We start from the raw sequence: 12,505 nt of genomic DNA on the forward strand, positions 1-12,505 counted from the left end.
CTCACCGCAACGGTACAGACGATACATGGAGGGGTTGAACATTGGAAATGGGCTGGAGCGGCCCGACCACCGGGACAATCCGTCCCGCTGACGTTCGACCATCAGGGGGGCGCAGCCAGGGTGGCATCTTTCAGCGTGCTCCCCCGGTATGCATTTTCGTCGGAAGTTCTTATCGTACTTTCGGCCAAGAAAGTATGGAAAAATATGGCCGAAGCACCGCCCCAGATCTTTTGCCTCGGGGGTTTCTCTGCTGGCAAAAATGCGGTATAATAGGGGAAACGAGGAGGAAAACCTATGAAATACTGCGACAATCACGGCGCCCCGCAGCGGGACGCCGCCCTGCCTGACCGCTGCTGCGGGGCCAATGTCCCGACTTCCGCCATGCCGGCCCTGTTGGCCTGCATCCTGGCCCTGGCGCTGTGCCTTGGAGGCTGTACAGGTCGGCCCGCCGGGGACACCAACGAGACGCCTGGCAGCGGGTCTGCGGCGGCAGAAATCCCGCTGCCGGAGGAAACGCCCGCCAGCCCGGCGCCGGCATCCCCGCCCCCCGCCGCTTCCGGTGAGGACGGCCCCTCGCCGATGTCCCAGCCGGTGACCACCGAGATGGCGGGCCTGGTACCCGCCTCCAAGCCCTGGCAGGGCGCCTGGGTCGACGCGAAGGACAGCGACGACTTCTTCGTCTTTGAGAACGTCTCCAACGTCAGCGACACCCCCGTCGACAACGGCGACGGCAGCTACTTCATCTACCGCGCCCGCCTCGAGGACAACGCGCTGACCGACGCCTTCCTGTTTGAGCGCAACGACGAACGGGAAATGCTGACCCGGATGGACGCCGCGGGCAATCTGGTGGGCTACTATGTCCGCCCCACCTACGACAGGGCCCCCAGCCCGCTGCCCACGGAGGACTGGGGGATGTACACCCTGGTGACGGATTACACCCAGAGCGAAGAAAACCCGGAGGGCACCCCCAACCCGTTCGGCCCGTTCGACGTTTTTATGATCGACGCGTTCCGCTTCGGCAGCCGCCCCTACCAGCGGCTGGTGGACAACGGTGGCGGGTCCTGGACCTGCGCCTGCGATTTCCCCGAGGGGGAGAACGATCTGGAAGTTAACTTCCGCTTTGAAGTCCAGGGGGACGATCTGTACATGACCATCTACGACGCCGCCGGCAACGCGCGGTATCTCTATGTGCTCGCCGGTCGGTAACCCCCGCCCCGGGCCTGCACACACCCCAAAAAAGCACGCCCCACGGGACGCGCTCAATCTGTTGAAAAAGGCCACCGTCCGGTAGCCTTTTTTCTCGTAATAGGGAGCAGAATGATGAACACTATCTACGCAATACAGAGGTTTGGCACAGGTGACGAACTGGGTGAAACTTAAATTTGCTGCCAGGAATTTGCCCGCGTCAAGTATTGTTCGCAAAAAGGGTTCCTGTAAAATAAGAAGTTAAGCTGCTGGTCGCAACATTGCCTGAACAGATTGTTCACTGAGGTATGCCCTGGAGGCAGACCAATCTTCTGCATATTCCATGAGGTAAGTAGTAACCAGTCTGGTGTAGGCATCTGCACTGGGAAATATTCCTACCACACTGGAACGGCGACGGATCTCCCGATTCAGCCGTTCCAACACGTTGGTAGAAGAAATCTTTTTTGCATCCAACTGTGGAAAAGCATAGAACGACAAAGAGTCCTCCAAACCGTCTTCCAGGCAGCAAATGGCTTTGGGGAAACGGTGCTTGTACTGCCTGCAGATTTCTTCAGCCAGTTTGCGAGCTTGTTCTCTGGTGGGAGCCAGCCAGATAGTCTTGAGATTCTGGGCAAAGGCATCTTTGTCCTTGTGAGGAATATGCGCCAGAATATTACGCATGAAATGAACCTTGCACCGTTGCCAGCTTGCTCCTGGGAAGCCTTTACGGATAGCGGCAACAAGTCCGGCGTGTGCATCTGAAACAACCAGTCGGGGCGTACAAAGTCCTCGTTCCTGCAATCCTCGAAAAAGCTGAAGATACACTTCTTCCGACTCTTTCAACATGGGCTCTATCGCCAGAATGTCTCGCTAGCCATGCTCATCCACACCACAGACCACCAGTATCGCCATACTTACAATTCTGCCGTCCATACGAACTTTTTCGTACAGAGCATCCACCCACAAAATGGGATAACTGCTTTGGGCAAGAGAGCGGCTGCGGAAAGCATTTACCTGCTCGTTCAAGCCTTTTGTCATCTCACTGACCTGACTGCGGGACAGGCTTTCAATTCCCTGGCTCTTGGCCAGTTTTTCCATCTTACGAGTGAATACGCCCTGTACAAAGGCCTCCTGCACCACTTGGATCAGTGCCGCTTCACTGCGTTTGCGCTCCGTAACAAAGAACGGTATGTAACCGCCCTGACGTACCTTCGGCACCATGAGATACATGGTGCCCATTCGGGTATCTAGTCTGCGAGGCCGGTAGCCACAGCGATACCCGCTGCGGCTTTCGGCGCGTTCGCTTTTCTCCGCTCCCAGCTGCTGGCTTACTTCGGCCTCCATGAGCTGGGCACACAGCCATTCCAGCATACTCAGCATGGGATCCGGTTGTGCTACACATTGCAGTAGCAATTCGGTCAGATTTGTGGTATGATTCTTTTGAGCCATTAGGGTTTTCTCCTTTGTATCGTGATTGTCTGGACAACTTTCATTTTACAGGAGCCCTAATGGCTTGTCTATTTTTATTTGCTTTTGCGAACTCGATTATACGCTATCTCAAATTCATCACCTTTTTATAGAAAATATGTTCAAGGGGTTGTTTCTAAAGCCAATTCTCAAAAGGCAGCCCTTCAACGCGACATTGTATATATGCAGTTAGTGAAATGGTTGCGGAATCAAAATACTCGCTTAGAAAAAGAAATGTTTAATGCCGTATTGAATTCAAGCAAAAAACTTGCAAAAGACTATCTATCATCTGGAACGGAGGATATTAAATCCGCTTGTACACTGATTTTTCCGAATTGACAACGCCCATGCTCAACGAGTTTATCGAAAAAGTCGTTGTCCATGAGGGCGAGGGACGCGGGAACAGCCGCCGTCAGCGGATAGATATTTACCTCAACTTCATCGGCGCGTTTGAAGTCCCCGCCCATATCGTTACCCCAATGGAAGCCGAGGAACAACGCCGCCAGCAGGAGGAACAGGCCGCAAAGGAAGCCCATTCACAGGAGCTTGCCAAGGCGCGGGAAGAAAAGCGCAAGGCAGAGAAACGGGAGTTTACCGCGAGGAAGAAAGCGGGCTTGCTGACCCCAGAGGAACAGGCGGCAGATGAAGCGCGGTTAGCCCATAACCGGGCATGGCAAAAGGAATGGCGGGAGAAGCGGAAAGCCGCCGAACCGCCAAAGCCCCCGAAGCCAAAATCCTTAAAGGAGCTTGCCACGCTGCAAAAGGCCGGAGCCGACCTCACGCCGGAGGAAGCAGAGCGCCTTGCCGCCCACAGGGAGAAGAAAAACCGCCAGCACAAGGCATGGTATGAGCGACAGAAAGCGGCACAGCCGCCCAAGCCCCGGACGCTGAAAGAGCTTGCCGCCGCACTGGACGCAGGCCAGCCACTCACGCCAGAGGAAACGGAACGCCTTGAAGCCAGCCGGAGCCGGAAGAAGAACGCATACCAAGAACTGAAAGCCCAAGCGGAAACCGACCCCGCCGCAGCCGCCGAGCTTGCAAGGCGGCGAGCATATCATAGTGAAGCTACCAAGAAATCCCGCCAGAAGATGTACGAGGAAGCCGCAGCCGGAAATCCCGAAGCCCAAGCCCGGTATGAAAACTTCCTTGCTGCAAGGCGGGAGAACTACCACAAAAAGAAGCAGGACGAGAAAGGAGAACAAATCGCATGAGAAGATTGATTGACAACGGGAACCGCCCTATTACCCCGAAGCCTCATATCGGCCACTATGGGCGGCTGCGGAAAGCCTATCTGGAACAATACCGCCACCGCCTTTATACCGCCCTTGTAGCCAGCGAGAAGCTATACCCCCACCTTGCGGAAACAGACCGGGCGGCGCGGGATATGCTGGACTACCTCATGCCCCGCCTTGCCAGAGAAGCGGGAGCCACCGAAGCCCTCAAAGCCGCCGACCCGATGAAATGGGTAGGTTTGATGAACAACTGCAAGGCGAGAGCCGAGGAAATCGTAATGCATGAGCTAATCTATGTTTAACGGTCAAGAGCCGGAAAAATCGGAAATCTTGCGATAACAGCCGCCCCGACGATACATTCCCCGTCCGGGCGGTTTTTATCGTCAAAAACGCCGTTTTTTCCAAGTCAAGAGCCGGAGAAAACACCCGAAAAATGCCCCTATTGCGTAACAAGGGCGCAGAAAGGAGAGTTTATGAGAACAGGGCTTACCAAGCAGGAAAAGACCACCGATATTTGGTTTGACGAGAAAGACCCCACAATCCATATCCGCACCCACAACACCGCCTTGAAAAAGCGTCTGCTTGCATACAGCCGCCGTTATCCGGCGATCTGCCAGCAGACCGACGCAGACCCGGAAACGGGCTGCATGGAGTTTGACATTGAGAAAGGCCGCTTCTCTTTCCGTCTGACCGCCCCATACAGTGAGGAACGCCGGGAAGCGGCGCGGCAATATGCCAGAGAGAACAATGCCGTCGACAAGCTGACATGAGGTGGATTTATTCATAATTTTGTGCTATATTTTTTTGAGAGGTAAGATGTCAAATCTGAATTTAAGGAGATCAATTTATGAACGGAGTAATCCTATATCAATCAAAATACGGCGCTACAAAAAGATACGCTGAATGGCTGTCCGAGGAAACCGGGTTTCAGTGTATAGAAACAAAAAAAGCTGATATTAATGAAATTATTACATATGATTCTATTATTTTAGGCGGAGGAATATATGCTTCCGGTATTGCCGGCTTGTCTTTTCTAAAAAAGAATATCAATAAATTAACGGACAAAAAGATCATTGTATTTTGTTGCGGTGCATCTCCATATGAAGAAAATACATTTCAGCAAATCAAAGCGCATAACATGAAAGATAATTTATCTGATATTCCAGTCTTTTACTGTCGCGGCGCATGGGATATGGACGCAATGTCTTTCAAAGATAGAATATTATGCAACTTACTTAGAAAGGCTGTTGCAAAAAAAGATCCATCTGATTACGAAATATGGGAAAAGGCATTAATGGCAGCCGGAGACAGCAGCTGCGACTGGACTGACAAGAAATACATTGAACCAATACTTGAATGTATTAAGCGATAAACACCTGTTTGTTAAGCAGGCAAATCCATATTTATCGAGCAATACGAAGTAAAACTAAGCAAACCACCCACAAGGGCAGCCGATTTTCTCGACTGTCCTTTTTCCATGCCTACGGGCAGAAAGGAGCGACCACCCATGACGAAACCGAGAGAGAAAACCCGTGTTGGCGTCGGGAGATCGCGACCATATTTTGTCGGGAGTATTTAACCAATTTTTGTCGGAAAAGTCGGAGCCAGCAGAATAAATAAAAAGAGTGCCAACAACCCAGCACTCATAAATTGGTTACTCCTGCGCCACTACCGGCTCAACCGCAGGTATCTTGCCTGTTTGCAAAGAAACGGTCTCCAGTTTCTTTCCCCGGAAACTTTCACCACGCAGCTTAAACACAGTAGCATCGTCAAAGATGCGGTCCAGCGTACACAGCAAGGTAGCGTCTTCCTCAAAATCCTCGCGCCAGAGAGCCGGGTTCTTGTTGCTGGTGAAGATCATATTGAAACTGCCTTCTTTGTTGTATCGCCGGTCAATCAGGTCAAAGAACAGCCGGGTATTCTCTTTGTCAAAGGCACAGTGGCCAATCTCGTCAATAATCAGGCAAGAGGGGCGCACAAGACCGTTGAGGCAGGAATCGGTCTTTCCGGAACGTCTGGCTGCCGTGAATCGGTCCCGGAGTTCAGATGCCTTAATGAAATAGGTCTTCAATCCGTGCTGGCAGCAGGCGTAGCCGAAAGCCTGTGCCAGATGTGTTTTACCTGTACCTGCCGGACCAATAAAGGCCAGGTTTCGGTGAGAGTAGATGGCATTCAAGGACGCCAGAACCTTCAGACGCTCCACATCTTTCCCCTTGAGCAGTGAGAAATCAAAGTTCTCAAAGGTTTTAGGCACCTTTGTAGGAAGGCGGCTCAGTTTCAACAAAGTCTGGATAGTGGTCTGCTGCTTCTTTTCGCTGAGATAGGAAAAGAGCATTTGCACGGCTTCTAATCCAGTCTCTGAGAATTCCTGGTCTTCCGCGAACAGCGCAAATTCCTCTGCGGAAAGATCCAGCTTTAAAACAGAGGCAGCGGTTGCCACCTGCTCAAAGATTGTTTCCTTCATACCTGGTCCTCCTTGTCAAAATCAAATTTGGCAAAGGAAAGATCCTGCGAGGATTTTGGAAGCTGTAAAATCTGTGTTTGCACGGGTGCTGTAGGGAACTCTTCAGGCTGTACCAAGGATTCGTATTGCCCCTCACAGAAACTGTCAGTGCGGCTCCAGGTAACGGTATGTGTAACCAGCAACACTTTCAGATCGGCAGAATAGATGCGCAACAAATCACCGCTGCGCTCCACTCTGGCTGTTGCACCAGGATAGCTGTAAGGTACTCCGAAACGCCGACCCTCGTAATTTACAAAGCCGTCAAAGGATATTTTCCTTTCTGGACAGAGATAGAATCGGACGGCATCCTCCGGAACCATACGCAGTCGTTCTCCACATACAGTTTCGTGAATCTTTTGAGGCGCACCATCCACAGTGCGGCGGTAGGTTCCGTTCTGTTTGTTGCACCATTCCAGCGCCTGCCAGTTGAGGTCTGTAAGATCACAGAACACCCGGTCAGCCAGGAAATTGTCCTTCACAAAACGCACCAATCGCTCCACTTTTCCCTTGGTGAAGGGATGCCGTGGCTTGCAAAGTTTTGTCTCGAAGGTAAGGGTCTGCATAAAGGCTTCGTAGTCTTTCTGCCAGACTGGATGGCCATCCAGATCTCGGTGCAGTACAACGCTCTTCATGTTGTCGGTTAACACAAAACGCGGAACCCCCATGTACTGGAAAGCGTGGATCATCCCAATAAACAGGTTTTCCTGCCGGGCATTGGGGAAGAACTCAATATACCGCTGTCCGCAATGGTGGCAAATCATAGCAAAGCAGGCAACTCGGTAGGTCTGCCCATTGTAATCCAGAACATCAGTGAATCCCCAATCCATCTGGTAAGCTTCACCGGGCTTTGTGACGTACCGGCGGCCACGGTTTCCCTGCGCCGCAACCAACTGGCGCTTGGCTGGAATAAGGTGTTTGTGGGCGGCGATATACTCTTTTACAATGGTTGCCCCGCCTTCAAAACCGGCCTGTCGCAAACGCTCCAACACTACAGAGGAGTTCTTGACTCCTTGGCGCAACAAACTGTCCAACAGGCCGGTATAACCGCTGAGTTTTGTGACCGTATGTTTACTGCCTTTGGTGCTCCGAGGCAAATCTTGGAAGCTGTTTTTCTTGAGTCTGCGCAGTCTGCTACGAGATACGCCGGTTCGTCGTTCTAATTCGGCCAAGTTAATACGTTCCAGGGAAAAGGAGTCTCCCTGGAACGCCTTCATTTCTTCTATGGCTTGTGCTATACTTGGTGCAAAGCCATTACCATTTTGCTCTTTCATCGCTATTCCTTTCCACTGGGTTGTTGGCACTTTCCAGTGTACAGGATTTAAAAGAGCATCGGTAGTGGCTTTATCTTTTCCGACTAAATTTGGTCTCGAACGCCCGACACTTGAAGGTTAGTTTCTCCCGACCCGAATACCCGCGAGGAATTGACCGCCGAGATTGAGGAAAACAAGAAGAAAATCCGGCAGTTTGAAAACCGGGAGAAAATCATCAAGCAGATGAGCTGCGGATGCATCTGCGGCATACCCGGCGGGAAGGAACGCCGCTCTCCCTGCAGGAACCGCTGGAAAGCCACGCCAATGACAGCGGCACTCTGACCCTGGCTGATGTTTTGCCGGACAATGCCGCCATGGAGGAGGACTGCGAGCAGCGGGATCTCGCCGTGCGGCTGCGGCAGCTGGTCAAGGCACTGCCGCAGAGGGACGCCCGTATTCTTGCCATGCGCTACGGACTGGATGGGGAGAAGGAACAGACTCAGCAGGAGGTGGCCCGGCGGTTGGGCATCAGCCGGAGCTATGTCTCCCGCATTGAAAAGCGTGCGCTGCAGGCACTCCGGGTACAATGGAAGCAGCAGGGAACAAGGATTCCGTGACCTTGCAGATGACAGGCCGCAGGCAGGAATGCCCGACAGGAAAATGTGCAAAACACACAAAAAAACTTTGTCTCTGCGACAGAAATACAGCAGGTGTCACGCTTCTCAGAAATACGTGGGTATGATATAATGGTACGAAATTCCGGGTGGTGTTTTGGCTGCTGGGAAAAAACTGGGAAAGGATATCCTCTCTATGAAAGATTCTTCCGTTGGACGTCAGCCTGTGGTGCGTCTGGTCATGCGTTTCCTGCAGGGGGCGCTGATCGGGCTGGGAGCAGTGTTGCCTGGTATCTCGGGCGGCGTCCTGTGTGTGATTTTCGGTATCTACAAGCCGGTCATGGAATTGCTGTCCAGTCCGGTCCGACATTTCAAAACCCATGTGCCCCGCCTGCTGCCGGTGATCCTCGGTGCGGCGGTGGGCTTTTTGGGCATTGCCAATCTGCTGTCCTTTTTCCTGGAAAGCTATCCGGACCAGTCAGTCTGTCTGTTTGTCGGCCTGATCGCAGGCATGCTGCCGTCCCTCTTCCGGGAAGCGGGAGAGCAGGGGCGTACACGTGCTTCCTGGGTGTCCATGGTGGTGGCATTCCTGGTGGTCCTGGCCCTGCTGGGAACCCTCAACGTGCTGTCGGTCAGGATCGTCCCCAACTTTGGCTGGTATCTCTTCTGTGGCTTCTGCGTGGCGCTCAGCGTCATTGCGCCCGGTATGAGCTTTTCCACCCTGCTGATGCCGTTGGGCCTGTACACGCCCTTTGTGGATGGTCTGGGCCATCTGGACGTGAACGTACTGCTGCCCGGGGCGCTGGGAGCCATTGTCACGGTGATCTGCCTGGCCAAGGGCATCGACTCGCTGTTCACCCACCAGTATTCCTGCGCTTTCCATGCCATTGTGGGCATTGTGATTGCCGCAACCCTCATGATCGTGCCCTACCAGAGCTTTGCCGCCTCGGCAGGAGCACTGGCTGCCAATCTGATCTGTCTGGTGGTCGGCGTGATCTGCGCCCTGGCGCTGGACCGGTTCAACAGCCGGTTCCCCAAGGACAACTGAAGAACGGATGCCTCCGCGCAAGCGGGGGCGTTTTCTTTGCCCGGCGGACATAACACCACTTGCGGGTAGTGTCAACATTCTTTCGCAAATTTAGTTTGCAGTCTCTGGAATAAATGAAGTCAGCCAGCGATGGAGGCGTCCGCAAGGGCCGCCTCCAGGTGCTTCATGTTCATGTATTTCTTATTTCACCATTGGGTATCAGTCACATGGCGCAGTCTGGCACAGACAAGTATAAGGGCAGAGTTGTCGTCCGGGAAACTGGCTACCACACGGGTACAGCGGCGGGTCTCCAAGTTTAGCTTCTCAACAACGTTGTTGGTGCGAATACAGGTCCAGTGTTTTCTTAGAAATCACGACGTTATGTTAAAAAACGTCAAGTGTGCCGCAGAGGGGATATTTACTATGCTGACCCGAGTCCGGCTTGCTGGTCTGAACAGAGGGAAACGCCTGGTATTAGCGATCCAAAACAATAAAGGGAATATTCATTCACCTATATTACGATGGTGGACCTGCAGGGCTTTTCTTACAGCGGCTCCGCGTCGATCCAGTCGATGATGCCGTACACGTTTGCTGCCAGAGTGCAACGCCAGACAGTGCGGTCACGGACCTTGGCAAAGTCGATATCAGATTTGCGGGGCGCGTAGCGCTCCCCAGCACCGCGCCAGCAGGCCAGGCGGATCTTCTCGCTGGTGTCCATGTCGGTAAAGTAGCAGAACAGGCACATGTGCTTGCCCCAGGTGCGATGATCAAGGCGCAAGCGGAAAGTTCCGGCTTTTTCGGGATGCTGGTACCGCTGCAGGTTGGCTTTCATGCGTTCTTCGTAAGTAGTCAAAATTCCATTGGGATTCATAGTCTTTGTCCTTTCTGTGATAGGTGGATTATCGTTCTTTCCGGTGGGCGGCGCGCTGCTGCTCCCGGTCGTTCAACAGTTGGATATTCTCCCGCATACGTTTGACACGGGCAGGGATTTGCTGGACGGTTTTCAGCTCCTTTCTTGTTTCGGTAATCTGTTTGGTCAGTTCATCCTTTTCCGTGTGGAGGGCCTCGCACTCGGTCGGGTCGCGGCAGCGGCGCAAACGGTTGCGGCACTTGGTGCGCCGGGTCTCCAGATCAGTCAGCTTCTGCTCCTGCTCTGATGTAAAAGCAGCTACGTCCTCTGCGGTATTCAGCGAATACCGTTCCAGAAGATGCAGCTGCTTTTCGATTTCTGCCCAGCGGCGGTAATCCTCCCGCATGGCCGGATGAGGCGGGCGGTAGTTGGGTGTTGTGGTGGGCAGCTTGCCCAACAGGTAGCAGTAATACAGGTAGGTGCGGTAGATGCCGAACGCCTCCATAATGGCCTTGCGGAAGTCCTGACGCAGCTTCTGGTCATGGGGATGCACCGGCGGGTAACGCTTGTTGTAGATCTCCATACGTTTGAAAATCCCCATCGCATGATTCTGTTGGATGCGCTGGGCCATTGCCTGAGGGGTGTATTCCTCGCCAAGTGTCTTGAAGCGCACGGCGCGGCGGTCATGGGGCAGTTTGATGGTCGGGTATTTGTGGTTGGGGTTGAAGTCCACCTCGTAGCCCATCTTGCGCAGGATGCGGGGCAGATCTCGGGGCGTTTCACTGCGCAGGATGGCCAGATCAATGTCCTGGCGCATGACGTTATACCGGGTAGGTTCTCCGGCTTTCTCAGCCAGATAAAGGTTGCGAGGCACCCGGTGGGCGTCCTTTTTGTCTACCACCGAAAGCCCCTGCTCTCGGCACAGTTCATCCGAGACGTCCTGCAGGGCACGATACGTCTTTTTGCAGTCGTTGTACCGTTTGCCATCCACGAAGGACACTGAGTTGATGACGAAGTGATTGTGGCAGCAGTCGGTGTTCAGGTGGGTGGCTACCAGCACCTGGAAGCGGTCACCCCATACCCGTTTGGCCAGTTCCACCCCGATGGCATGGCACTGCTTCGGAGTAACCTCGCCGGGACGGAAACTCTGGTAGGCATGAAAGGCCACCGTCCCCCCGGTCTTGCCAAACTGCTGTTTGGTCAGCTCCATCTGCTGGCGGGCAATCTCCGGGACACAGTTGACACCGCTGACAAACAGCTGGCTTTCCTTGCTGGTCTTGGCGTCATTGACGGCATACTGCAGTACGTCGCTCAGATCGTCCTTGCCCGCAGACAGACCGGTCAGGTCCGGCAGATGGGTCTTTTCTTCATTTCCGGCATAGCGTATGACCGCATCCAGACGCCCTTTCACGGGCCAGATCTTGGTGACAGCCATCTTCTCATTCCTCCTTCTGCGGCACAGTAACTGCCCTCTGGACGGCCAGCAGCGTGTCCAGAATCTCCCGCTGTACCTCCGGCGTGTTGTCCTTATGATAGAGAGCGGTGAGGGCATCCAGCACCTGCCGGTAGTCGGCGGTGGGCAGCGGCCGAGGCATCTGATTACGCAGCCGCATACGGATGTATTGGGAGAGTGTCAGCCCGCATCGGGTGGCTGCCTGTTCAAACAGCTTCTTTTCTTCCGGTGTCACCCGGATGTTCATCTGTACGTTTCGAGTCAACATAATTTCACCTCCATATAGCAAAAGACCGGGCATCGCTGCTCGGTCTTTGCATTGTTGCGTTGTTGGATTTTCGGGGGTCATAGGGGCTGCGCCCCTTGCCAGCGCACTGCGCTGGGGCGGCGTATGGCTTGCAAAAGCTATACAAAGCCAGTGCTCGTTACCCCTGCGGACAGATCTTTTTGTACGGACTGAAAAGGAATCACTCCAGTGCATCCCCGTACAGAAGGTCCGGCAGGACCGCTTCCTCGGCTGCATTCTTGATTGCATTCATGCGCCCTGCCCAGGCCAGCGGATCGGCCTGTTTGAGGGCTTCATCCACGCCCTGCTGGCGGGCCATCCGGGTGATAGTGTCCTCTAACATCTGTCGGGCTTCGGCGTCAGCATCGGCCAGGTGGCTGTGTAGCGTTCCTTCCAGAAGCATGAGGTCGAACAGGTCAGAACGATGCTCCTGCAGGAACTGCCGCCGCAGCTCACCGTATTTGCCGATGGGGCGGGTGTCGGTTTCGGGGAGGATCAGGTCGGGAATGAGATAGCCGTTGATTTCGGTGTAAGTCAGTTTCATGGTGTGCCTCCTTCAGCGTTCCGGTGTGTCCTTGTTGTAGCCGCGTTTGTGCTGCCAGGTGTGGAGCAGATGGATGATGACCTGCTGCATCTGC

The 12,505-nt window shown here is 53.8% G+C and carries 13 protein-coding genes and 2 pseudogenes; 7 read left to right on the forward strand and 8 right to left on the reverse strand.

All coding sequences use genetic code 11. The features are described 5' to 3' along the window. Positions 1-294: 294 nt before the first annotated feature. A complete protein-coding gene (locus H6B10_RS07770) occupies positions 295-1,206 on the forward strand; it encodes a hypothetical protein (protein WP_204651073.1) in 912 nt (303 codons plus the stop codon). Between the two features lie 240 nt (positions 1,207-1,446). Here H6B10_RS07770 and H6B10_RS07775 read toward each other — a convergent pair. Next, a pseudogene (locus H6B10_RS07775) lies at positions 1,447-2,634 on the reverse strand (IS256 family transposase). Between the two features lie 332 nt (positions 2,635-2,966). On the opposite strand from H6B10_RS07775, the gene H6B10_RS07780 reads away from it, so the two are divergent. The 4 genes from H6B10_RS07780 (at position 2,967) to H6B10_RS07795 (ending at position 5,256) form a co-directional block, all read left to right on the forward strand. Beyond that, positions 2,967-3,863, forward strand: a complete 897-nt coding sequence (locus H6B10_RS07780) for a DUF4368 domain-containing protein (RefSeq protein WP_243427306.1) — start codon at positions 2,967-2,969, stop codon at positions 3,861-3,863. Continuing rightward, positions 3,860-4,186 carry a TnpV protein gene (locus H6B10_RS07785; protein ID WP_087385888.1) on the forward strand — a complete coding sequence of 109 codons (327 nt, stop codon included), beginning with the start codon at positions 3,860-3,862 and terminating at the stop codon, positions 4,184-4,186. The genes H6B10_RS07780 and H6B10_RS07785 overlap by 4 nt, the downstream gene beginning before the upstream one ends. A gap of 171 nt (positions 4,187-4,357) precedes the next feature. Next, entirely contained in the window at positions 4,358-4,654 is a 297-nt protein-coding gene (locus tag H6B10_RS07790) for a hypothetical protein (RefSeq protein WP_204651074.1), read from the forward strand. 77 nt (positions 4,655-4,731) lie between these two features. Further along, positions 4,732-5,256, forward strand: coding sequence for a flavodoxin domain-containing protein (locus H6B10_RS07795; protein WP_204651075.1), 525 nt, complete (start codon positions 4,732-4,734; stop codon positions 5,254-5,256). Positions 5,257-5,538: 282 nt separating this feature from the next. On the opposite strand, the gene H6B10_RS07800 is transcribed toward H6B10_RS07795, so the two are convergent. Then, entirely contained in the window at positions 5,539-6,348 is an 810-nt protein-coding gene (locus H6B10_RS07800; protein ID WP_177696378.1) for an ATP-binding protein, read from the reverse strand. After that, on the reverse strand, positions 6,345-7,658 hold the full coding sequence (gene istA, locus H6B10_RS07805) for an IS21 family transposase (RefSeq protein ID WP_204651076.1): 1,314 nt from the start codon (positions 7,656-7,658) through the stop codon (positions 6,345-6,347). The genes H6B10_RS07800 and istA overlap by 4 nt, the downstream gene beginning before the upstream one ends. A 233-nt stretch (positions 7,659-7,891) precedes the next feature. Between istA and H6B10_RS07810 the strand changes: the two genes are divergently transcribed. Together H6B10_RS07810 and H6B10_RS07815 are read left to right on the forward strand one after the other, a co-directional pair. Continuing rightward, positions 7,892-8,254, forward strand: a complete 363-nt coding sequence (locus H6B10_RS07810; RefSeq protein WP_204651077.1) for a sigma-70 family RNA polymerase sigma factor — start codon at positions 7,892-7,894, stop codon at positions 8,252-8,254. A 193-nt stretch (positions 8,255-8,447) separates the two neighbouring features. Then, positions 8,448-9,299 (forward strand): DUF368 domain-containing protein, encoded by an 852-nt coding sequence (locus tag H6B10_RS07815; protein ID WP_204651078.1) that lies wholly within the window; start codon positions 8,448-8,450, stop codon positions 9,297-9,299. Between the two features lie 119 nt (positions 9,300-9,418). Here H6B10_RS07815 and H6B10_RS07820 read toward each other — a convergent pair. From H6B10_RS07820 to H6B10_RS07840, 5 genes and pseudogenes are all read right to left on the reverse strand, one after another. Further along, positions 9,419-9,649 (reverse strand): annotated as a pseudogene (locus tag H6B10_RS07820) (transposase); the annotation flags it as partial. A gap of 173 nt (positions 9,650-9,822) precedes the next feature. Beyond that, a complete protein-coding gene (locus H6B10_RS07825) occupies positions 9,823-10,149 on the reverse strand; it encodes a hypothetical protein (protein WP_204651079.1) in 327 nt (108 codons plus the stop codon). A 28-nt stretch (positions 10,150-10,177) separates the two neighbouring features. Then, the gene (locus H6B10_RS07830; RefSeq protein WP_204651080.1) at positions 10,178-11,563 is read right to left on the reverse strand and encodes a relaxase/mobilization nuclease domain-containing protein; all 1,386 of its coding nucleotides are present in this window, start codon (positions 11,561-11,563) and stop codon (positions 10,178-10,180) included. 4 nt (positions 11,564-11,567) lie between these two features. Beyond that, entirely contained in the window at positions 11,568-11,849 is a 282-nt protein-coding gene (locus H6B10_RS07835) for a plasmid mobilization protein (protein WP_243427307.1), read from the reverse strand. 199 nt (positions 11,850-12,048) lie between these two features. Next, positions 12,049-12,411 (reverse strand): TnpV protein, encoded by a 363-nt coding sequence (locus H6B10_RS07840; RefSeq protein ID WP_204651081.1) that lies wholly within the window; start codon positions 12,409-12,411, stop codon positions 12,049-12,051. Positions 12,412-12,505: the final 94 nt, after the last annotated feature.

This window comes from Gemmiger formicilis (assembly GCF_016901605.1).
In the GTDB taxonomy this organism is placed as follows: Bacteria; Bacillota; Clostridia; order Oscillospirales; family Ruminococcaceae; genus Gemmiger; species Gemmiger formicilis_B.